This window comes from Rossellomorea sp. ABR4_012 (genome assembly GCF_056159545.1).
In genome coordinates this window covers 92,247-114,463 of record NZ_JBSWVK010000004.1, presented here as the reverse complement: position 1 = coordinate 114,463, position 22,217 = coordinate 92,247, and the positions used below count along the sequence as shown (strand labels likewise).

Genomic DNA, 22,217 nt, shown 5'->3' with positions numbered 1-22,217 from the left:
AAGTGAGAAGGAGTCTATAACGTCGATCGTTTTAGACTCCTTTTTTGGAAAAGTACCGGGGAAGCTGCTCAATTCCCGGAATTCAAATGAATAATTAATTTCTTAAAACTGTAATGAATCCGCCCAGGATCTCATGGCTGACTGTAAACCCTTTTCGCTTGTAAAATTCGAGGGCATTGCTGTTTCCGTTTGAAACAAAGATAAAAATATCATCAACTTCATTAAATTGTTTCAGCCAATCCATCGACATCATGAAGAGTTTTGAGCCGATTCCGTACTTTCTATAACCTTCTTTGATATAGAACTGAGAGAGGCACCCTACATTTGGTTTATTTACAGATGATAAATCAAAAAAAGTAGCAAAATCATTCGAGTACGTTTCCTTCGGTGAAATATTGGAATATACATAGCCGATGATTTGATCTGATTCTTTAACCACTACAGTATAATTATGAATGGCGTTTTCAACGGATGGAACCAATCGTGTTTCAAAACTCATATCGTCAAAGAGCTCAGGATTGATTGAGGCAACTGATTGTTGGAAATTCATCAATTCATTGCAGCTCTCACGAAGGCAATCTATCTTGTCTTCAGACAGGACTTCAAAGGTAAAGTTCACGATTCTCTCTCCTCTCTTATAATAGATATTATGTATATAAATTAATATTAAACGAAACGTTTACAAAGTGGAAATTTTAAAGGAATGCCTATCTCCTACACATTGAGACTTAAATTGACGAGGTAGTGACTTGAGTTATGTATCAGCTGTCAACTGTTAGGTAGAAGGGCGCAGAACCCATTTAATGTATAGAAAAAGGCTGTTTCAAAGTCGTTTGTAACCTGGAGACAGCCTTAATAGATTAATGGATTGATAAGTGTAACTATCTAATATTCTCTAATGCTTGTTTTACATTCGTATAGGAAGTGACGTCATCGAGCAAAGCCCCTATGACTACTGCAGTCTGTGCAAGTTTAGGGGAGATACCTGTGAGAATCGTCCTGATGCCCAGTAAATGCAGAACACTGCCTATTTGCTGTAAGTAGTTGGCAGTTGTATCGTCAAAGGTTTGAACGCCTGAAAAATCGACGATAAGATAATTTAAATTAAGTTGTGAAATTTTAGGAATGACTTTCTCCATGAGATGATTCACCCTGTATGAATCGATGGTTCCTACCAATGGAAGGACAGCGATTCCTTCTTTCAAAGGAACGATCGGATTTGCAAGGCTGTCGAGCTCTTCTTGATAGTCCTCTTCCATTCGTTTAGTCAATTTTTCAAAAGCAAAGACCGTTTCCACTTCACTGACATCAAGCATGGCATTCATTTTTTGCAAGACTTTAATGCTTTCTATATTAGTGAGAGAGAATTGTTCCGCCCATTGAGTGGTTAGGCGTGCAAATACCTCTCTTGTTACTGGATAGCGAATAATGATTTCTGAGATATTCCCTCCGGAAAATATCTGTGCTTCAGCATTTTTCTTACTCCATTCAATCAATTGTGAAGGAATCTCTTGTTTCTCATGGAGCACGGAGTCTCCGAGAACTTGAAAAAACGTTTCATACATACAGACTGCGTGTTTTTTTTCCTCATCAGGAAGAGAGATGTTCATTTCTTTAATTGCTCGTTCGACAAGATCTGCTGCAATTGTAGAATGGTTATGTATTAAATAATGGGCAAGTTTGGATTGGGATGACATGGTGGATTCATACCTCCTTATTTCATCATTATACCAAGTTAGAAAAACGTATTGTAGACAGAATTTTCAGGAAATGTCGAATTTCATGAGGAAAAGGTACTAAGTATGGATAGATCCCAGGGTTAAATCGTAATCACCACTGCAAAAAGTTATTGATACTTAGTAAAAGCTAAGTTTGAATCATGGCCTTTTATAAATTTAAAATATCATTCACCTTTAGAAACTAAAATATCCAAAAGTCACATATCGCTTTTTTGAATTGACCATGTTTTTATAAATCGACGGATGTATAATGGGTTATAAAGATTTAATTGTTCAGAAATGTATTGAAAGTGTGATGAATTTTCTTTATATTAAGTAAATGAAGTTTTTACCAATTGTTGGAGGTACTTCTTATGAACGAAATTAAACAGCTATGTGAAACCTTTAGAAACAATTTATTAATAGAAGAAACAAGGATCCACCCTGGCAGAATTATAACATTACTTAGAGTGAAATCCAGGCTCACTCAGGAGAAATTGGCATCCAAAGCAGGTGTTTGCACGCACACTATTAAGAGACTGGAAAGTGGAAGGGATAAAGTTTCAGATATTACTTGTTATAAGATTTTTGAAGCTTTAGGCGTGGACGTGACGCTGTTGACTAAAGCACTTGAAAATAAATGAAAGTCAAAGGGATTTCAAAAGCCATGTACTAGTCCCCGCCATTTAGAGATTGGAATAGTATTAGGCAGTCATTAACTTACTATTATATAGAGGTGCTCTAAATGTTCAATTTGCAATTAAGAAGACCAGAAATAGATGATATCGGTAAAATACATCGCTTTTTCAGGACCGTGATTTCTGATACGTTCAGTAAAGAAGGGATCAGTGATCAGGTTTACGATTTGGAAGAAGAAATCAAAACGAAGCGATACTATTTAGAAAAAGATTTCCAAAGCAATGGGAAAGATCGCTTTTTCTTGATTGCTTTAGAGGCAGATAACGTCATCGGAACCATTGAATACGGACCAGCAAGCCCCCTCATCATTAATTGTACGAACAAAAGCTTTCAAGATTTACATGAGGTAGGCACCGTATTTGTCCACCCTGACCACCAAAGAAAAGGGTTAGGAAACCTGCTTCTACAGGAAATGTACCTGATTCTACAAAATAAAGACATAGAAGAATTTTGTCTCGATAGTGGGTACCGTCGTTCTCAAAATATCTGGAAAAAGAAGTTTGGAGAACCTGATTATTTCCTGCGGGATTATTGGGGAAAAGAATATCATCATATGATCTGGAAACTGAACGTCCCCGGCTTACTTATGGATTCAAATCCAAGTCCTGATAATTATTTTAAAGGCCCTTCCCTCACTTAGCTAAAGCGTTAATGGACGAAGGGATTTCATTTCTCGAAGCAAACCTCATAGAACAAAAAAGTAGGGCTGCCCTCTCCAAAATGGATGCTTGAATGGGAGCAATATTTATCCGGGCAGAAACCTAACTGATTTTGAAATGCTGATGGGTGCTTCCGAAGAGATTAAAAAATAAAGAGCTGAGTTTTAAATATCCTACAATTTTAGCAGCCCTGGAAAGACATTCCATAAAGCAGTCGAGTCTTTTAAAATAAGGGGGATTTTAAATGAACCGATACTATATCGAAACAGGGAATCATAATATACATATTACTGAATAGGGTGCCAAAGGCTTGCCAGTCATCGTGTGTATTCACGGGCTGGGCAGCACGAGTCTTAGCTTTATTGAAGTTGCAGATGTACTCCAAACCGATTTCAATCTCATTGCCATCGATTTACCAGGTCATGGGCAGACACCGCCATTTGAATGCAAAAAAGACTATGAATCCCCAAACTTAGTAAAATGGCTCAAAGAGACACTTAATCAATTAAAAATTGGTCCCCATTATCTCCTCTCCCATTCATGGGGAAGTGTTCTGGCACTTTTCTATCAAGCTGCCTTCTCAGATGACGTAAAGGGAAATATTCTGATTGATGGCGGATACTATTTGAAAAGGCTTAGGCAAGTAACGATGGAAGAAGAAGCGGATTACTACGAAAAGGATTTTGATGAGTATATCTTCGATGATTGGGAAAGCTTCGCTGAACCTGAAAAAGAGAATGTTCAAAGGTGGTCCCCGCTATTGGATGCTGCCATTAAAGACTTAGGTAGAGAAGAGAATAATAAAGTGCGCTGGCATGCCTCTGGAAATACAGCCAGAAATGTCATAGAAGCATTGCATAATATTGAAACAGAAGAAATATATCAAAAACTGTCATCAGACATCATCATTTTAAGATCAACATTACCAGTAAGCTGGAATGGCTACAGAAGTAGATGTGCAAAGATATTCGAAGAAAATACCGGCGGTACCGTAGTGGAAATACCTGAAACTTCACATATGCTGCATTGGGAGAAGCCTGAGGTAATAATAGATGTAGTAATGAAGCTCTGGCAGCCAAAAGCTTATTTCAACCTTTTAAAACCCTGGAGGTAAAAAGATGAGATACATAATTTTATACTTCACTGGATTGATGATGTTAACCTTTTCAACCTTAGCAGCATGGTATGAAGGCAGTGAGTTAAGAGAGAGACCGAGCGAATGGGTGTATTCCGCTCCTTTTTCGAAGTTGTTACATGAAACGGTAATATCCGAATCACACATTTCTGGTTTAGATCATTTTGTTTATGCAGCAAAATTCAAGCCGGCTTTTCCTTTCCTTATGATTATAAGCATATTCTTTCTAATCACATTTGCCACCTATCATACTGCAAAAAAAGGAAACAGAAAGATGACAATCCCATGTGCCTTATCTGGATTAATTTTACTTTCATTAAGTTGGCTGATTTCTGCTTCACCAACTCCAGGCTTAAAGCTTTTTGAAACCCTTTTTCTTTATACTGGAATGGTGAGCTTTCTTGTCTCGATTGTACTGCTGTTTAGAGGTAAAGATCGCAAGCGAGGCAATTACCAAACATAAAGCAGGATAAAAACTCGGTATAACGGGGTTCAAAACTGTTCTGACTCCATTCTGATGACGTTACTCAGTTTCTCGCTTACTACTTTGATTTACTCGGACTTATCAGCGTGAAGCTAATAGTGATATTATGAATGGAAGATGCTCATTTTACGAAACACATGTCAGCACCGGAAGCTCGTGGTTAACTAAATAGGGAATAGAAGGAGGCAGCACCGGATGGTTACAGCGGGAATTGTTCCCTCATGGTTCTACATCATGGTATTGATTGTATTTATATTATTTGTTGGAATCGGTTATTGGGTGACAAGAAGTGAGAAAGGCTTGCAAACAGGTGGCGACGGAAAGCTGGCGAGCAGAGCGATCTTCTATGAAAATCGGTTTCGGGCATCTGCCAAGCCTGCAGAAATCATCGATGTAAAAACGAACTATGTTGGTTATGTAAAACGTAACTTTACTAGCAAAATTCATCAGTTGTCCACGTTCTTCTCGCCTCGCAGAAATATCCATCTAACCGGTGAAAACCGGGATGGAAGCCTGCAAATTAAATTACTTAATGTGAAGGATCACAATAAATTCCTCCATAGCAGCTGGGAAGCAGTGGTTACTTCAGGCGGGAATGCTGACAGGTTTACAATCGTAAGCAAGTCGGAGAAGAGGTCAAACATAAGACTTTCATTTACTTATAAAGGTGAAATGATCCAAGTTTCTACTACCTTTAAAGACAGTGAGATAAGGTTCCAAAAAAATGACGCAGACATAGCAGTCATTACATATCAAAGAAAGCTTCCGCCTCGCAAAATATTTATCGACTCAAAAGAAGGGGAACTGCCGCTTCTTTTATTGGCTTGTATGTTTGAGGTTGTAAAATACTATGATTAAGGAAAAGTAAGCTAGAGTTGAGGTTTCTATATTGCGCAAGGATATTCATATAAAGAAAGGGAGTCCCGGAAATATGGGACTCCCTTTCTTTATACTTACTACTCCTGAAGAGATTTCATCGCAATATGAAGACTTGAATAGATAGGGATATTTGAAATATTTATGCCTAGGTTAATCATGGTTTGGGCAATTTCTGGTCTTATTCCAGTTAAGTTGGCACTGATGCCTGAAAGCCCAAGAGCTTCGATCACTTTGAAAATTCGGTCAGCTACCATTGTATCGATGATCGGAATCCCTGATAAGTCTAATATGATATGATCGAGTCCCAGTTCAGATCCTTTTATCAACGCTTTATCCATTAATTCATGGGCACGCTTTGTATCAATATCACCGACCAATGGTAGGATCCCAATGGTATCCGTGACTTTGATGACAGGTACAGACAGTTCCAATGCAACTGATTCAGCTGCGTGGATCCTTGAATAATATTTTTTACTGTAAGAAATGCTAAGCCAGTGAACGGCACGATCGACAACAGAATTAAATTGTGAAAGAACATTGTAAAACTCTATATATGAAAGCTGCTGCTTTTCAGCTTCGTCCCTGATAATTTCACCAATTCGATCTCTGTAATTTCTAATCTCTTCAATTGCAATATCCAGAGGAAGCTCTAAGTCTATTAATAAATTGACCGCCTGCTCACCCCATTTTTTTAAATTTTCATATGAGGTTTTAAGATCGTCCGTAATAGATTGAGCATAAATATCAATAAGGTTATGCCGCCATACATTTAAATCATTACTGATATTGATTGAGTAGTTATCTTGATTGTCTACAGCACGTTGTTCTATCATTTTTTCTTTTAAGCTGAGAATGGCATCAGCAATATCCTTCGTTTCCGTGTTTTCCATATTTAACAAAAAGCATTCCCCCTGTCGGCTTTTAAAAAATATAGTAACATAAAATGAATATTTCGTCTTTTATAGAAACTGGACCCTTTCTATTAAAAGGTAGTGAAAAAAACGAGCCGGCCTTTTTTAAAGGCTTTTTATCATTAGGCTTGATTCCATTTCACCAATAATTTTTCAGATATCCCATAATAAACCGTTTCTGTTTCGTCCCTTACCCCATAACTGACAATACACGAATCGTCTTTCCAACTCACTTCGATAGATTCCACTGCTGCAGCTCGTTTCAAACCGGCAATTTCGATCATTACAGTTTCCTTCAGTTCATATACAGTTTCAAATGACCGTGTATCCCTATCAATAGTAGAAGAGGATAAACAGTCTTCCACATTTACATACTTCGTAAAGCCTCCTTCAATATCATACGTAATAAATGAAGAATCCTCATATAGGCGAAAACAAATCCTTTTTACCATTCCAGCCTTCATCCGGCTCGAACCAAGTGGATCTGCATATAGATCATCATAGCCGATCATTTTTTCTAATGGAAGGACCTCAACGGTACCGTACATAAAGAGCACCTCCAGGTATGAAATGTCTTAATTAATACCTATTAGAAAGTTTATATTGATAGACCATTCTTGTCGGGAAGTAATAGATTTTTTTAAAAAAGAAAAATAATCCAATAATCATATTGCGAACATTCGTTCTATCCATTATGATTAGTAAGTAGTGGGTGATGGTAGAAATTTGATTAATTTTTCAGGATATTCGGTTTGGGAATGCAGTGAAAACGCAATGATTCTATTTAGGAGCTGATTAAGATGACAGTACAAGTTTTTCCTTATTTAGTGATGGATGGAAATGCACACGAAGCAATCAATTTTTACAAGGAAGCCTTGGATGCAGAGATTCTTTACACACAGACTTTTGGTGAAAGCCCGGAAGATCCGGAGTTTCCTCTGCCGGAAGAAGCAAAAGACCGTATCATGCATGCAACGATAAAAATCGGTGAATCTGAATTGATGTTCAGTGATACATTCCCTGGGCAGCCTCACTCGGCAGGAAGCCAAGTAACACTATGTATCACAACCAGCGACCCAGAAAAATCTCAGAAACTATTTGATGGTTTAAAACAAGACGGGGAAGTAACGATGCCTTTACAGAAAACATTCTTCAGCCCGCTTTACGGCTGCGTAATAGATAAATTTGGTGTGACATTCCAGATTTATACTGGTGAGGGTAAGTAATTTCATTAAATCATTATCGTATGCGTCACCCACACTCCTCAATCTAACCTAGAACCATACATAATAGCTAAAAGAGCCACCTCCAGTTCAAATGGAGGCTGGCTCTTTATATTTTCCGAGAGTATTGCTTTGTCCGATAAAAACTGAATAAGCCTTTGTCCTAAAATATGATACAATCAACCTATCCAATATTCGTTACTAACAAAAAGAAGGAGAGAAACATGAATTTTAAGTTAAATCCTACAATCATTCAGGATATGTGCGGGAAGGTCTCCTTCAAGAGGGGGGAAACTTACGTCCGAACGAATAAAGTCATCATAGAAGAGCATAGTGAAATTCACTGCAGAGCTACGGTACACGGTGCCGAAAAGTTTGAAGTCCTCGTCAAATTAGACGGTCAAAGTGATTTGCAAACTGACTGCAGCTGCCCAAAACTTTCTTCATATGACCTTTCTTGTCAGCATGTCGCTGCAGTATTGATAGCCATTCAGCGGAAACAGCAGACATCCGGACAGGATTTGACTGAAGGTTTTTTCTCTTTGTTCAACCATAAAGAAAGTCTTTCAAGTGGAGAACAGCGTCATTTTGAAACAAGGGAAGGCGTCAATGCAGCTTTTACATGTCAGCCTGTCTCAATCGTCGATGGTCAGAATCTAATAGGTATTCAAATCCTCCTGAACAACCATAAGATAAGAGATATACGAGCATTCTTGAACACAATCAAAGAAGGAAGTCCTTTCAAGGTCTCTGAAACCTTTACTTATACACCACGGAGGTATTTTTTTACCAGAGAAACAGACGCTCTAGTGAGAGCGCTGATCAAAGTACTGGTCGATGAACGAATCTACATAGGCGATTTGAACGGGGAAGGCCAAACAGCCAAAGATACACTAATCCTGCCGCCATCTTCATGGGAAGTCATTCTTCCTATACTAGTAAAAGTTTCAGACGTTAAGGTGGAGTATTATGAAAAAAAGTTCGACGGTATCCAGCAATCTCATAAAACATTACCTTTGAAATTTTATTTTGACGTTTCATGGGGAAGCCAATATACCTTAAATATTATTGGGCTATCGGGAATGGTTTTATTAAACCCTTACAATTCCGTCCTTCACAACGGGAATTTAGTTAAATTAAATGAGACTGACTGCATCCGACTTGCCGAATTACAAGCAATGCTTGATGGATCCAACACGAATGAAATAGTCATTCCAAAAGACAAAATCGGTTTTTTTTTAGAAAAAGTGGCTCCTCATCTCAAGAAACTTGGAGAGGTAAGGATTTCAAATTCGTTGTCTGATCAGTTTATGAAATCTCACTTGGTCGCAAAACTCTACTTAGATCGGGTAAATAATAAGCTGCTCGCCGGACTTGAGTTTCAATACGACCATAACGTCATAAACCCATTGGACGAGAACGATATTCCAACGGGTTCTTTGGTCATCAGGGATATCGAAAAGGAAGAACTCATCTTATCCCACATGGAGAATAGTTCCTTTGCTAAAACTGAAGGCGGCTATTTTCTTCACAATGAAGAATTGGAATTCGATTTTCTTTATTATCAATTGCCTAAGCTTGAACAAATCGTTCGTATCTATGCTACTACTGCTGTCAGGAATCGAATATTCCGAGGGAATGCAAAACCGCAAATCAGAGTAAAGGTGAAAAGAGAGAGGACCAATTGGCTCGAATTCAAATTCGATATGGATGGTATCCCTGAGAGGGACGTATATGAATTGCTTTCAGCTCTTGAAGAAAAAAGGAAATATTATCGATTGCGGAATGGCTCTCTGATGTCTTTGGAGACAAAGGAAGCCCAGGAAATCCAGCGTTTCCTCCAGAGAGCGGAGGTTGATTCAGCATCTCTGGCAACTGGACTCGAACTACCTATGAATCAATGTCTCGAACTTCTTGATAATGTCGATGGAAGCCAGGGGTTTAAGATTGAAAAATCATTCAGGGAGTTCCTCGCCACCCTCCGTAACCCAGGCAGCTTAGAATTCAAGGTTCCGGTTAACCTTGCTGATAACCTTAGAGATTACCAAAAGAGAGGCTATCAATGGTTAAAGACGCTTGCTCATTATGGATTCGGTGGCATTCTCGCAGATGACATGGGACTTGGTAAAACTGTGCAGAGCATCACATTCATCCAGTCTATCCTGGATGAAATCAGAGAAGAGCAAGCACCCGCACTGATTATATGTCCTTCTTCACTGACATATAACTGGTTAAGTGAATTTGTTAAATTCACACCGGACATTGAAGCGGTGGTTCTTGACGGAAACAAAACGGATAGGACAAGACTGCAATCAGATATTTCGAAGGTGGATGCTGTCATCACATCTTATCCAATCGTTCGTCAGGACATCCATTGGTTTGAAAAACAGAACTTTTCTGCTGTGTTTTTCGATGAAGCCCAGGCTTTTAAAAATCCTGTGACCCAAACGGCTCGATCAGTTAAAAGAATTCAGGCCAGTCACCGATTCGCACTCACCGGGACGCCGGTTGAAAATTCAATTGAGGAATTATGGTCGATCTATCATGTGGTTTTTCCTCAGCTATTCCTTGGACTGAAGGATTACAGCCAACTGACCCGTAAAACAATTGCACGCAGGATCCAGCCATTCATGCTGCGAAGAGTGAAAGAAGACGTACTTGATGAACTTCCCGAAAAAATTGAAACACGGGAAACAGTCGAACTGCTTCCCGATCAGAAGAAACTCTATGCTGCCTACCTTGCTAAATTGCGTCACGATACACTTAAGCACCTGGACAAACATACACTGCGAAAAAACAAAATCAAAATCCTGGCAGGCATCACAAGATTGAGGCAATTATGCTGCCACCCTGCATTATTTGTAGATAATTATAAAGGAGGCTCCGCCAAATTGGAGCATCTATTGGAGATTCTTGAAGAATCCCAAAAGTCTGGAAGGAGAGTCCTGATTTTCTCACAATTCACTAAAATGCTCCAACTGATCGGAAGGGAGCTGGCACAAATAAACTCATCGTTTTTTTACCTGGATGGAGAAACACCTTCCGAAGAACGGCTGAACTTGTGTAATCGATACAACAAAGGGGAACGGGACATCTTTCTTATCTCCCTAAAAGCTGGGGGGACAGGACTCAATCTTCATAGTGCAGACACAGTCATCCTGTATGATACTTGGTGGAATCCTGCAGTAGAAGAACAGGCTGCTGACCGCGCTCATCGTATGGGACAGGAGAATGTGGTACAGGTAATCAAATTGGTCGCCAGGGGGACGATTGAGGAAAAAATCAATGAACTTCAGGAGAAAAAGAGAAATCTGATCGAAGAAATCATTGATCCGGCTGAGGGAAAGGGGACTTACCTCAGCGAAAGAGACATCAAGGAGATTTTAATGATAGACAACTATTAATAATGTTGTGTGTAAAAAGTCAGGTGGTTAAGAGTAGTGCAAGGCAGCATGGGACGAATTCTTGTACGGGAATTAATAGTGGTTGTTAAACAGTCCAAAATCAAGAGAGTAATAAAAATGCAAAAAAGTTTTCAGGTAAATGTTTATATTAATGGTAAAATAATTAAAGATTGAAGATCTATATATTATCCTGAAAAGGAAGGTACCCGATGTCTATAGAAATTGAAGAACAAAACATAACAAGATTGAACCTGGATGGTAAAGAATACATACTGATCGGCACTGCCCATGTATCAAAAAAGAGCGCAGAACAAGTTAAGGAAGTCATTGAAAGAGAACAGCCCGATTCCGTGTGTGTAGAGCTGGATGAACAAAGATACCAATCAATTATGCAAGGGGACAAGTGGAAGGAAACGGATATTTTTAAAGTGATAAAAGATCGTAAAGCAACATTCTTATTGATGAACTTGGCGATTTCTTCTTTCCAAAAAAGAATGGCGAAACAGCTTGGCATACAAGCTGGTCAGGAAATGATCCAAGGGATTGAGTCTGCAAAGGAAACAGGAGCGGAACTTGTCCTTGCTGACCGGAATATCCAAGTGACGTTTTCACGAATCTGGAGCAATGTAGGGTTTACTGGAAAAGCAAAATTACTTATGCAAATCATCTACAGCATTTTTAGTAACGACAGTATTTCAGAAGAAGAGCTTGAAAAGCTTAAATCGAAGGATATGCTTGAAGGGATGCTAAATGAATTCACAGAAACATTCCCTCGTTTGAAGAAACCGTTGATCGATGAACGTGATCAATACCTTTCTCAAAAGATAAAAGAAGCTCCAGGTAAGAAAATTGTAGCGGTGCTGGGTGCTGCGCATGTCCCTGGAATTATAGAGGAAATCAGGAAAGAACATAATCTTGATCGATTAAATGAAAGACCGCCAAAATCCAGACTACCTAAGATCATAGGGTGGGGGATTCCCGTATTCATATTGGCACTCATTGCGTATACATTCATTTCTAATCCTGATGCAGGTATGCAGCAGTCAGTCAGCTGGATATTATGGAATGGAGGCTTTTCTGCTCTGGGAGTGGCAATTGCATTCGGACATCCTTTAGCCATCCTAACCGCGTTTATTGCAGCCCCTATCACCTCGCTCAATCCACTGCTTGCAGCCGGATGGTTTGCTGGTGCGGTCCAGGCTTACTTTAAGCGCCCGAATGTTGCAGACTTCGATCGATTGTCTGAAGATGTGTTAAGTGTGAAGGGATTCTGGTCCAATAAAGTGACTCGAGTATTATTAATCGTTGTATTAGCCAACCTGGGGAGTTCTTTGGGAACGTTTATCGGAGGAGCAGATGTCATAAGATTATTCTTCGAAAACCTTTAATATGTTAAGTAAGCTGCTTTCAAGATTTGAAAGCAGCTTATTTTTTTCTAGTTAGATTTTTAATATCGTATTATATTGAGGAACTCAGCAATAACTTTACAATGGTATCCAGGGAAATGGTAAACTGGGTGAAACAACAAAAAAATGGATGTGGTTATAATGTTCAAATCGGTTTCAACAAATAGACTCCAACTAAGACCTTTCACCAAGGGTGACGCCCCGAATATACAAAAGCTGGCAAGCAACAATGAAGTAGGAGGAATTCTGGGTTTGCCTCAACCGTATTTATTAGAACATGCCCTTGACTGGATAGATATTCAGCCGGCTTTATTTGAAGCTGGCACCGAATATCCATTGGCGGTTATCCTGAAAGAAACCGATGAACTTGTGGGAACCATTACGTTACGCGTCGATAAAAAAAACCTGAAAGGTGAGTTGGGGTACTGGATAGGGCGACCTTTTTGGGGAATGGGTTTTGCCACGGAATCTGTAAAAAGGATAATGGAGTTTGGTTTTGAAGATCTTGGGCTTAATAAGATTTGGGCTTCTGTCATGTCGAAGAATACCAATTCGATTTCCGTTCTTAATAAAGCCGGATTGAAAAGAGAAGGCGTGCTGAAAGAGGATCGTGTATTGGCTGGTCATTTTGAAGATATTGATATATATGGAATAGTGAAGAAAGACTATAAATAACTTCATACTAATAAAGAGTAAGAAAACCTATGATGAAATCAATTCATCTATAGACATGGATTGTCTTGTTTATGATTATTGATTAAAGCCGTGCAGTTTGTATAGATTAGTTTTGTATAGTGTTCACTTTTTCCTTCCTTAATTAAAGTATTATTTTCCACCTTAATTGTATTCATTCAGTCCTGATTTTGTACCCAAATGCTTTTTGGAAGATAAACTTTCCACTAATAAAGTTCATCATTCGAGAAATAATAGGAGGGTAGTTGTAATACAAAAGGGGGATAAAAGAATGAATAATTTTCGTTGGTTAACATCACTGATTAATTATAGAAATTTGATGCAATTGACAGGATTTATGAGAAAAAGACGTAAAAATAGAGGAACATTGCTATGGTCACTCTTGGGTGCATCTTTGCTGGCATCTGTTTATGCCATTACAAGAGGTAGATTGTCGGCGAATTCGTTTGAACCATTACAAAGCTTAGCGAATAATTTTCAAAATAAGTTCCAACAGACAAATCAGCCATACGCAGCTGGCATTACAGAATTTGCAGATGAATTAGTACCACAAGATACTTCAAAGATGAATTTTTCAACAAACTCAACAAGTAAACACAATCAAGCCTCACCTGCCTTAAAGAGCGATCAGACACTCGGTGAGTAATATCAAGAAGGGAGAAAAGCTGTCTCCCTTCTTTGATTATTTTTAGATTACTATCCCTTATCCCTGAAATTTTACGACAGCGGTCTTTCCCTTTATAGCGTGGCCTTCCACATTCATATGTATTCTAACTCTACAAGTAATTTTCACGTTATCAATGGGTGAAAAAATCCCAATAAAAAGGGAGAGAGTCCTTGAGCTCTAGGCTCATTCAAAGACTTCTCCCGTCATGAGTGACATGAAGCGATTATAGAATTTCTTATAATCAAATCCGAATGCAATGCGGTGCTTTTTTACATTATTCTCAAACTTAATATACGGCCTGATATCAGTGATGCTTTGCCCTTGATTTATACGGTCTTCAGTTGTCACGATAAAAACAGGAAGTTCCCTGAAGGTAAACATATCTTCATTAAGAGGGGCCATAAGGGTAATTGCATCGTGCACCGGACTTCCTTTTATGTCAGGATTTCGTTCTTTGTAGAAAGCATAATAGTAATCAAGAAGGGGTTTTAAGAGCTCTGTTCTCCCTTTGGAGTCGATATAGTCCACCATTTCAGGCGTGACGATGGCATAGTCTGTGACATTCAGAGGAATGATAGTTAATTTATCCGCATAGTTCATCACCAGTCTTGCCGCAACCGGGTCTGAATAAAAGTTCGCTTCTGAGACCGCTGTTACATTTCCCGGAACCCAAAATGCCCCGCCCATCACATAAATTTCCTTGACTGTACCCATGAGGTCAGGGTAGAGAATATACATGGTTGCGAGTGAAGTCAACCTTCCGATACTGACAATGGTCAGATCTCCATCATATTGTTCAATGATATTTACTATTTCAAAAAAGTTCTCCGTTGTTGTCCCCAATTTTTCTGGAATGATCGGTCCTAATCCATACTCACCATGTATCTCAGGGTAAAATGTCGGTTCCTTTGCTGTCATCGGTATTTCCGCTCCGCCTATAATTGGAAATCGCTTTTCTTCCGGAACATATGTCATCAATAAGTAATTCGCTGTCTGGATTGCACGCTCTCTTGGCACATTCCCATAATCAGCGACCACTCCAACAATTTCGATGTCGTCACTTAGGTATGCATAGATTAGTGCAACGATGTCATCGATTCCAACATCGGCAAATAGCAGAACTTTCTTTTTCATAAGACTACACTCCTGTAGATTTTTTCTCATTATATGGGAATCAGATATTGTCCTGTGTTTAAAATGCCAAAAAGCTCGGGCAGTGGTTATATTTTTTATTTAGCTATTGAACTTTACGTTAACGTAAATGGTAAAATAAAACTATCGAAATATTCTTAAAACGAGATGATCCCATATGAATTATACGATTAGCCAACTTGCTGAAAGGTTTGGCGTGACGACACGCACAATCCGTTATTATGAAGAGTTATATCTACTCGACCCTTCCAGGACTAGTTCAGGAAGAAGAATCTACACGAAGAAAGATGTGACGAAGCTGAAACTTATTTTCCGAGGAAAACGTTTCGGTTTTTCCTTGGATGAAATCAAGGAAATGGTGCTCCTTTTTGATGAGGACCGCAGTGGGAAGAAACAGCTGGAGCGTACGATCGATTATGGAAATAAACGAATTGGGGAGGTGAGTGCGTTCATTGATGAGCTGGTGGAGATGAAAAAAGAGCTTGTAAACCTTCGTGATGAATTTCAGGAAAAATTGAATCGAATAGGAGAGAAGTAAATGAATCTATCCAACCTGCTTTCCCGTAATGCTCGAAAATATCCTGAACATCAGGCCTTTGTGTCTGAGACGGAAATCTTAAATTACCGTGAGCTGAATGAGCACGTGAATCGCTTTGCCTCCAGTTTAAAAGAACGAGGGATTACCACAGGTGAAAAAGTTGTTCTTTTTATGCCGAATACAAAAGAATTCATTATCAGTTACTTTGCCGTTCTAAGACTTGGCGGTGTCATTGTACCGGTGAATGCCAAGCTTACAAAAAGTGAAGTGGAATACATACTTCATCACAGCGATGCAAAAGCACTTCTTGTACATGAGTGGCTGTTTGAGACGGTAAAGGATATAAGTACGGATTCATTGGTGACTGTCAAAACAGGTGCTTGTAAAGATGAGTGGCGGTCGTTTGAACACCTGGTAAAGGAAGGTTCGGATGAAGAAATTGATTGTACATTAAGTGAAGATGATGATGCTACAATTCTCTACACGTCAGGTACGACCGGGCAGCCGAAGGGCGTATTGTTTACGTATCGAAGTATTCTATCTGTCGCAGTCATGATGTGTGTCGAATTCAACATGAAACCAGAAAGCCGAATCCTGCATATGATGCCACTCAGCCATTCAGCTCCTCTGCACTTATTCCTTGCAGCAGGTACGTATGTCGGCAGCACACATGTCGTAGCCCCTGCTTTCACGCCTGAGAATCTCTTGAAAATGATAGACAAAGAGAAGATAACACATTTCTTCGGAGCACCTGTGGCCTATTTATTTACTGCTAAAATGCCAAACATTGATTCTTACAATCTCACAAGTATGGAATATTGGGTATACGGTGGGGCACCTCTGTCAGCCAAAGAAATTGCGTTTATCAAAGTAAGATTATCCACTGATAAACTAAATTGTGTATATGGGCTGACCGAAGCCGGTCCAAGCGGGACTCTGCTGCTTCCAAATGAACATAAGGAGAAATCAGGAAGCATCGGCAGGAGAGGGGCCTTGGGAACCGAAATTAAGATTGTGAATGAAAAAGGTGAGCCAGTGGAGACCGGGGATGTTGGAGAAATCCTCCTCTATGGTGAAGGAAATATGAAAGAATATTATAATGATCCTGATAAAACACAGGAATCATTCATAGACGGCTGGCTGAAAACCGGTGACATGGCACAGCGTGATGATGAAGGCTATATCTGGGTCGTGGACAGAAAAAAAGACATGATCATTTCCGGTGGCGTGAACATTTACCCGAAAGAAATTGAAGAAGCGCTGCTTGCCCACCCTGATATTTCAGAAGTTGCCGTTGTAGGTGTTCCTCATCCAGAATGGGGAGAGACCGTGAAGGCATTCATAGTATCTTCGATAGATGAGAGCAGCTTAGCTGAAAAATGCAATTCATTTTTAGGGGGAAATCTCGCAAGCTATAAAATTCCGAAGCTGTATGAGGGTATCGACTTATTGCCGCGTAATGCTACAGGCAAAATATTAAAGCAAGTGCTGTGTGAAAAAGGGAGTGAGGTGACATCATGAAGAAAATCGAGAACTTTTATCTTGAGGATCCTCACCTACAGCAGCTAATGTGCCATTATCTTAAAGATGATTTCTATAAATGGGCTGAGGGGGAACTAACTGAATTTGGAGAATTGTGTGCAGGGGAAATTGATGAACGTGCGGTTCATACAGACCGTGAAGGGCAGCCGCGCTTGATCAAATATAATCGCTTTGGTGAAGAAGTTTCAGAGATTTGGGTGAATGAAGGATATAAGAAGACAGTTGAGGAGACATACAATAAAGGGATTGTCGGCTATATCCACAAAGAGATACCCGAACTTGGGGTCAAAGGGAATTATCTTTATTCCTATGCACAGGGATACCTTTTGTCACAAACCGAGCCAGGCTTTTACTGTCCAGTCACGTTAACAATGGCAACGGCCTTGCTGCTCGAAAAATATGGATCTGACGATGTAAAAGAAAAGTTCATGAAGCATGTGCTGGCAACAGGAGAAGTAGAATTATATGAAGGAGCGACTTTTCTGACTGAGAGACAGGGAGGCTCGGATGTAGGGGCAAATGTTGTGCGTGCCGTTGAGAATGGTAAGGATTATGAACTCTATGGAGAAAAATATTTTGCCTCCAATTCAGGTATGTGTGGTGTTGCCATGGTACTGGCAAGGATCGACGGGGCTCGAGAAGGAACAAAGGGACTCAGCTTGTTCGCAGTGCCATGGAGAAAAAAGGACGGCAGCTTGAATGGCATCCATGTCCGGCGATTGAAGGATAAGCTTGGCGTCCGTGCCGTGCCTTCTGCTGAAATTGAATTTGATGGAGCGAAGGCATACCTTGTGGGTGAATTAAATAAAGGCATTTATTATATGATGGAAGCTTTGAATCTTTCGCGTATCTGCAATGCGGTTGCGTCGATCGGTATCATGCGCAGAGCCTATATGGAAGCAAGAAACTATGCATGTTACCGCGAAGCTTTTGGAGAAAAGCTTACGCATTATCCCATGATCAAGGAGAGCCTTGTTCATCTTGCTGCTAAACAAGAGGTTGAAACGAGTGCAGTATTCAGATTGGTGGAAATGTTTGACCGGGTCTCGAATGATGGGATTCCGACAACAGAAGATGATGCGGCGCTCACTCGGCTTCTCATCGCCATATTGAAAAAGGAGAGTGCAGAACAGGCCATTCATTTTTCACATGAAGCCATTGAAATTCATGGGGGCAACGGGTATATCGAAGATTTCATTCTTCCTCGGCTGCTGAGGGATGCACAGGTGCTGACCGTCTGGGAAGGGACCGCTAACATATTAGGGCTGGAAGTGCTCCGCTTGATGAAGAAACACCGGGTACATGAGTTGTTTCTTAAGGAAATGAAGAAGGAGATTGCTGGACTTCCCGAAGAGTTGAGCATGTTAGGAGCAACGGTTCGTGAAGGATTGACGGTCTTAGAAACCGTATTGGATAAAGTGGCAAGTGCTGACGAAGACACCCAGACGTTTCATAGCAAGCGTATTGCGGAACTCATGGCAAGAGTTTATGAAAGTGTCATCGCGCTGGGTGATGCAGCATTATTTGGAGGCGAGCGCAAGCGGATGATCGCGGAGGTGTTCATTGAGAACGCTTGGAATAAGAACGAGTGGCTGGATTCAGAAATGAAATCACTTAAATATTTCGATGAAATCGTAGGGGTGAACGTTAAAGTATAAGAATGAAATCCCCAGGCATATGGGTGCCCGGGGATTTTTTATTTTTCACAGCAGCATGGACAATCACATTCTTTTTTTGTTTGGCATTTACATCGCTTGCACGTGCAGTTTTTCTTAATCATGAAGTCACCTCCGGGCTGGGTTTATTAGTAACAAGGGTAACCAACTTTGATTTTTTCATACTACTTCAATTATTTTCTTATGTGTTAAGCAGCAAAGTGTGGCAATAGAGCCTTTTTAGAATAAATAGTTAATAGTCAAGGCATGTTTTCCTTCTATACTGCACATATTATTCCCAACTCAAACGAAAGGAGAGGCGTATCCATGAAAGAAGAAAAACAAAATAAAGATGTACCACTAAAAGAAAAGGGCGACATGCAAACCATTGAGAATATTTCAAACAGTGAGAACGTACAGCCCGAACCACAACCCCAGCCTAAAGATTATGATGAAATCGAATACTGAATCGGTTATCATTAAAATACAGACAAAGGCCCGTCCCTCGACACTTTAAAGTGTTGAAGGACGGGCCTTGGAAAAGGGGGTTGAGGGATGGTTGATGTGGTAATCAGACAGGAGATAATGGATGACTTTGCTGCAATTAAAGATGTGAATGATCTATCATTTAAAAAGGAAAATGAATCGATACTTATTGAGAAAATCCGGGAGAGTGAGGCGTATATTCCAGAGCTTTCACTTGTCGCGGTTACAAATCGAGGATTCCTGGCTGGACATATTCTATTCAGCAAAATACATATAGAAAATGATACGGGTGAGATGGTTCTCTCCATCGCTTTGGCGCCAGTTGCGGTCCACCCGGATTACCAAGGAACGGGGATTGGTACTTCTCTGATACATGAAGGAATCGCTCGTGCAAGGAATCTCGGATATACATCAATAATCGTGTTAGGTCATCCATCATACTATCCTCGTTTTGGATTTAAGCGGGCAAGTGAGTTTACAATAAAAGCTCCAATGGACATAGGGGATGAATACTTTATGGCGATGGAGTTAGAAAAAGGCAGTCTTAATGGGGTCACCGGCACTGTTCGTTATTCTGAGCCTTTTGGAATCTAATGAATACGTTGTTTCTAAGGAAGCTCAGAGCAACTCTGAGCTTTTCAGTCCCTTTAGGCATTCTTTAGGTATTATTCCATTACCATATTTAAACAAACTTGTACATCAGGATATCATCCCAGTATTCATTTTCGTTTATCTTAAATTCTTTTATTTTCCGTCCTTCCTCCACAAAACCCATTTTCTTATATAAGGCAATAGCCCTCGTATTGGTGGAAAATACCCCTAAACTAACCTTTTCGATTTCGGGATTTTGTTCTGCCCAACTTACTAATTCCTTTAATAATAATTGCCCAATCCCGATGTTTCTGTATCCTTTGTCAACCATCATGGCGGCAGTCCCCGTATGTGACATTCTCTTCCTGGTTTGGGACATGAATACGATCCATCCAACCACTGTACCGTTTATTTCTGCGACTAACATTGTCTCTCGATTGTTTTCTATCAGGGATTGAATCCATTGGCAATATTGTATTTCCGTTTTATTGAACTCTTCCGATAAAGTGATTAGATAATCATTTTCCTTTACCACCTCTTTTTGCAATGCTAATACAGCTCGTGCATCCTCAAGTTGAGCGGTTCGGATTGTCACTTTACATTCATTTGGCAAATTCATGGAATCACCTCTACATTTTAAAGCGTTGTTCCAGATGAAATTCAACAAAATCAAAGAAATTCCCTTTATTTTTTGTTTGAATGATTCATAGGTATACAAGCATCATATTGTTGATTGTCGAATTTCTGTCAGTTTTTTTGTCTCATGTGTTTTACAAAAATGCTATGATATTCTTATGCATATTTCTATTTAAATGGAGGAGAACGCATTGAGTACCAAAAAAGCATCACCAATGAAATACTTAGTCATCGTTACTCTACTGGTTGCCGTTCTATTAGCTGCAATTGTCATGCTGAACAATAAAGCCCAGCCAAAGGATGAAACTCTTGAGTCCCATCCATCAACGGAAAGTCAGCCGACTCTCGGTGAAGAAGATGCACCTGTATCAATTGTAGAGTTCGGCGATTTCAAATGTCCTGCATGCAAGGCATGGGGGGAACAGATTTATCCTAAAATAAAGAGTGACTTTATCGATACGGGGAAAGCGAACTTAACCTATGTAAATGTTTTATTCCATGGAGAAGAATCAATCCTTGCAGCACAAGCTGCAGAATCAGTATTTAAACATGATCCCGATTCATATTGGGAGTTCCAGAAGGAATTATATAAAGAACAACCTCAGGGCGGAAATCATGACGCCGCGTGGGTGACGGTGGACAAGCTAATCGAAGTTGCAGATAAGACCACAGATATGGATATTGAGCAATTGAAAAAAGATATCGAAGGTGAAGAAGCAAAAGATCAGCTTAACATCGATACAAATCTGGTAGAAGAATTTAACGTCGAGCAAACACCAACAATTATTATTAACGGTACAAAATTAGAAGATCCATATGACTATGAAAGAATTAAATCTCTTATCGAAGAAGGTCAGGAGTAATGAACGGGGAAAAGATTGATAAAACCCAACTGTTCATGTATGCTGCTTGGCTCGTTTCAATTACTGCCACTTTGGGAAGCTTATATTTCAGTGAAGTGAAAGGGTTTATTCCGTGTGCACTATGCTGGTATCAGCGTATTTTCATGTATCCGTTAACTCTGATACTCGGGGTGGCCACTTTCCAAAATGACGTAAGCTTAAAGAAAATCGTCCTTCCAATTTCCATATTCGGAGGAATCATTTCAGTCCTTCACTATATGGAGCAGAAAGTGCCAGGATTCGGGGGCATCAAGCCATGTGCAAGCGGCGTTCCGTGTAATGCTGAATATATCAATTGGCTGGGCTTTATCACGATTCCATTTCTGGCATTGACTGCATTTACTTTAATCACTATATTTACTTTCCTTTGGACAAAATCCAAACAATAAAGAAAAGCTGAAGTTGTCATAACTTCAGCTTTTCTTTATCTTGGTGCCCATAAAATAACGGACACACCGATCATACATATAGCAGCACCGATAAAATCGTATACATCAGGAGTATTTTTATCAATCCACCAGCCCCACAGAATTGCCAGGACGATAAACACTCCACCGTATGCAGCATATACTCTCCCGAAGGCCGGGAAGTTCTGCAGTGTTGGAATAATTCCGTAAAGCACCAGGATCAAGCTCCCGAATACCCCGTACCAAGGTGAAGCATTTTCTCTCAGCCAAAGCCAGACTAGATATCCGCCGCCAATTTCCGCCAGCCCTGCGATGATAAATAAAACAATGGCAGTCAACATGTTGAACACTACCTTTCATAAAATAGCATTGGTAAAAGTATATCAAAGGTGACTGTGAGAACATATCCTGTAAACCCTATAATATTATA

General features: G+C 39.8%; 23 protein-coding genes and 1 pseudogene. 17 read left to right on the top strand and 7 right to left on the bottom strand.

The window, feature by feature from the left end; all coding sequences use genetic code 11:
• Positions 1-94: 94 nt before the first annotated feature.
• The gene (locus tag ACXAFV_RS16585) at positions 95-619 is read right to left on the bottom strand and encodes a GNAT family N-acetyltransferase (RefSeq protein WP_475128105.1); all 525 of its coding nucleotides are present in this window, start codon (positions 617-619) and stop codon (positions 95-97) included.
• 262 nt (positions 620-881) lie between these two features.
• A complete protein-coding gene (locus ACXAFV_RS16580) occupies positions 882-1,697 on the bottom strand; it encodes an STAS domain-containing protein (protein WP_475128104.1) in 816 nt (271 codons plus the stop codon).
• A 395-nt stretch (positions 1,698-2,092) separates the two neighbouring features.
• On the opposite strand from ACXAFV_RS16580, the gene ACXAFV_RS16575 reads away from it, so the two are divergent.
• The 5 genes and pseudogenes from ACXAFV_RS16575 (at position 2,093) to ACXAFV_RS16555 (ending at position 5,553) form a co-directional block, all read left to right on the top strand.
• Positions 2,093-2,362, top strand: a complete 270-nt coding sequence (locus ACXAFV_RS16575; RefSeq protein ID WP_475128102.1) for a helix-turn-helix transcriptional regulator — start codon at positions 2,093-2,095, stop codon at positions 2,360-2,362.
• A gap of 101 nt (positions 2,363-2,463) precedes the next feature.
• Positions 2,464-3,057, top strand: a complete 594-nt coding sequence (locus ACXAFV_RS16570) for an N-acetyltransferase family protein (protein WP_475128100.1) — start codon at positions 2,464-2,466, stop codon at positions 3,055-3,057.
• Positions 3,058-3,320: 263 nt separating this feature from the next.
• Positions 3,321-4,190: pseudogene (locus ACXAFV_RS16565) on the top strand (alpha/beta fold hydrolase).
• Positions 4,191-4,194: 4 nt separating this feature from the next.
• Complete coding sequence (locus ACXAFV_RS16560; RefSeq protein WP_475128099.1) at positions 4,195-4,674, top strand: DUF4306 domain-containing protein; 480 nt, start codon at positions 4,195-4,197, stop codon at positions 4,672-4,674.
• A gap of 216 nt (positions 4,675-4,890) precedes the next feature.
• Positions 4,891-5,553, top strand: a complete 663-nt coding sequence (locus tag ACXAFV_RS16555) for a tubby C-terminal domain-like protein (RefSeq protein ID WP_475128097.1) — start codon at positions 4,891-4,893, stop codon at positions 5,551-5,553.
• Positions 5,554-5,651: 98 nt separating this feature from the next.
• Here the strand turns inward: ACXAFV_RS16555 and ACXAFV_RS16550 are convergent, their stop codons facing one another.
• Together ACXAFV_RS16550 and ACXAFV_RS16545 are read right to left on the bottom strand one after the other, a co-directional pair.
• A complete protein-coding gene (locus ACXAFV_RS16550; protein WP_475128509.1) occupies positions 5,652-6,464 on the bottom strand; it encodes an STAS domain-containing protein in 813 nt (270 codons plus the stop codon).
• A 143-nt stretch (positions 6,465-6,607) separates the two neighbouring features.
• The gene (locus tag ACXAFV_RS16545) at positions 6,608-7,033 is read right to left on the bottom strand and encodes a hypothetical protein (protein ID WP_475128096.1); all 426 of its coding nucleotides are present in this window, start codon (positions 7,031-7,033) and stop codon (positions 6,608-6,610) included.
• Between the two features lie 252 nt (positions 7,034-7,285).
• Here ACXAFV_RS16545 and ACXAFV_RS16540 point away from each other — a divergent pair, with 252 nt between their 5' ends.
• The 5 genes from ACXAFV_RS16540 to ACXAFV_RS16520 all read left to right on the top strand — a co-directional run bounded on the left by ACXAFV_RS16540 (position 7,286) and on the right by ACXAFV_RS16520 (position 13,857).
• Positions 7,286-7,711, top strand: coding sequence for a VOC family protein (locus ACXAFV_RS16540; protein WP_475128095.1), 426 nt, complete (start codon positions 7,286-7,288; stop codon positions 7,709-7,711).
• 221 nt (positions 7,712-7,932) lie between these two features.
• Complete coding sequence (locus ACXAFV_RS16535) at positions 7,933-11,112, top strand: DEAD/DEAH box helicase (RefSeq protein WP_475128093.1); 3,180 nt, start codon at positions 7,933-7,935, stop codon at positions 11,110-11,112.
• A gap of 209 nt (positions 11,113-11,321) precedes the next feature.
• A complete protein-coding gene (locus tag ACXAFV_RS16530; RefSeq protein ID WP_475128092.1) occupies positions 11,322-12,500 on the top strand; it encodes a TraB/GumN family protein in 1,179 nt (392 codons plus the stop codon).
• A gap of 159 nt (positions 12,501-12,659) precedes the next feature.
• Positions 12,660-13,193, top strand: a complete 534-nt coding sequence (locus ACXAFV_RS16525) for a GNAT family N-acetyltransferase (protein WP_475128090.1) — start codon at positions 12,660-12,662, stop codon at positions 13,191-13,193.
• Between the two features lie 289 nt (positions 13,194-13,482).
• Positions 13,483-13,857, top strand: a complete 375-nt coding sequence (locus tag ACXAFV_RS16520) for a hypothetical protein (RefSeq protein ID WP_475128089.1) — start codon at positions 13,483-13,485, stop codon at positions 13,855-13,857.
• Between the two features lie 204 nt (positions 13,858-14,061).
• Here the strand turns inward: ACXAFV_RS16520 and ACXAFV_RS16515 are convergent, their stop codons facing one another.
• Positions 14,062-15,012 carry a nucleoside hydrolase gene (locus ACXAFV_RS16515; RefSeq protein ID WP_475128088.1) on the bottom strand — a complete coding sequence of 317 codons (951 nt, stop codon included), beginning with the start codon at positions 15,010-15,012 and terminating at the stop codon, positions 14,062-14,064.
• Between the two features lie 175 nt (positions 15,013-15,187).
• Here ACXAFV_RS16515 and ACXAFV_RS16510 point away from each other — a divergent pair, with 175 nt between their 5' ends.
• The 5 genes from ACXAFV_RS16510 to ACXAFV_RS16490 all read left to right on the top strand — a co-directional run bounded on the left by ACXAFV_RS16510 (position 15,188) and on the right by ACXAFV_RS16490 (position 19,845).
• Positions 15,188-15,568, top strand: a complete 381-nt coding sequence (locus tag ACXAFV_RS16510; RefSeq protein ID WP_475128086.1) for a MerR family transcriptional regulator — start codon at positions 15,188-15,190, stop codon at positions 15,566-15,568.
• Positions 15,569-17,089, top strand: coding sequence for a class I adenylate-forming enzyme family protein (locus ACXAFV_RS16505; protein WP_475128084.1), 1,521 nt, complete (start codon positions 15,569-15,571; stop codon positions 17,087-17,089).
• Positions 17,086-18,768: an acyl-CoA dehydrogenase family protein gene (locus ACXAFV_RS16500; RefSeq protein WP_475128082.1), complete on the top strand. Its 1,683-nt coding sequence runs from the start codon at positions 17,086-17,088 to the stop codon at positions 18,766-18,768. The genes ACXAFV_RS16505 and ACXAFV_RS16500 overlap by 4 nt, the downstream gene beginning before the upstream one ends.
• Before the next feature lie 324 nt (positions 18,769-19,092).
• Positions 19,093-19,233: a hypothetical protein gene (locus tag ACXAFV_RS16495; protein WP_475128080.1), complete on the top strand. Its 141-nt coding sequence runs from the start codon at positions 19,093-19,095 to the stop codon at positions 19,231-19,233.
• An 87-nt stretch (positions 19,234-19,320) separates the two neighbouring features.
• Entirely contained in the window at positions 19,321-19,845 is a 525-nt protein-coding gene (locus ACXAFV_RS16490; protein WP_475128078.1) for a GNAT family N-acetyltransferase, read from the top strand.
• An 88-nt stretch (positions 19,846-19,933) separates the two neighbouring features.
• On the opposite strand, the gene ACXAFV_RS16485 is transcribed toward ACXAFV_RS16490, so the two are convergent.
• The gene (locus ACXAFV_RS16485; protein ID WP_475128077.1) at positions 19,934-20,461 is read right to left on the bottom strand and encodes an N-acetyltransferase family protein; all 528 of its coding nucleotides are present in this window, start codon (positions 20,459-20,461) and stop codon (positions 19,934-19,936) included.
• Between the two features lie 208 nt (positions 20,462-20,669).
• Here ACXAFV_RS16485 and ACXAFV_RS16480 point away from each other — a divergent pair, with 208 nt between their 5' ends.
• Both ACXAFV_RS16480 and ACXAFV_RS16475 read left to right on the top strand, forming a co-directional pair.
• Positions 20,670-21,341 carry a DsbA family protein gene (locus ACXAFV_RS16480; protein WP_475128075.1) on the top strand — a complete coding sequence of 224 codons (672 nt, stop codon included), beginning with the start codon at positions 20,670-20,672 and terminating at the stop codon, positions 21,339-21,341.
• On the top strand, positions 21,341-21,769 hold the full coding sequence (locus ACXAFV_RS16475) for a disulfide oxidoreductase (protein ID WP_475128074.1): 429 nt from the start codon (positions 21,341-21,343) through the stop codon (positions 21,767-21,769). Before ACXAFV_RS16480 ends, ACXAFV_RS16475 begins: the two co-directional genes overlap by 1 nt.
• Before the next feature lie 35 nt (positions 21,770-21,804).
• Here ACXAFV_RS16475 and ACXAFV_RS16470 read toward each other — a convergent pair whose 3' ends face one another.
• Positions 21,805-22,128, bottom strand: a complete 324-nt coding sequence (locus ACXAFV_RS16470; protein WP_475128073.1) for a YnfA family protein — start codon at positions 22,126-22,128, stop codon at positions 21,805-21,807.
• Between the last annotated feature and the right edge of the window lie 89 nt (positions 22,129-22,217).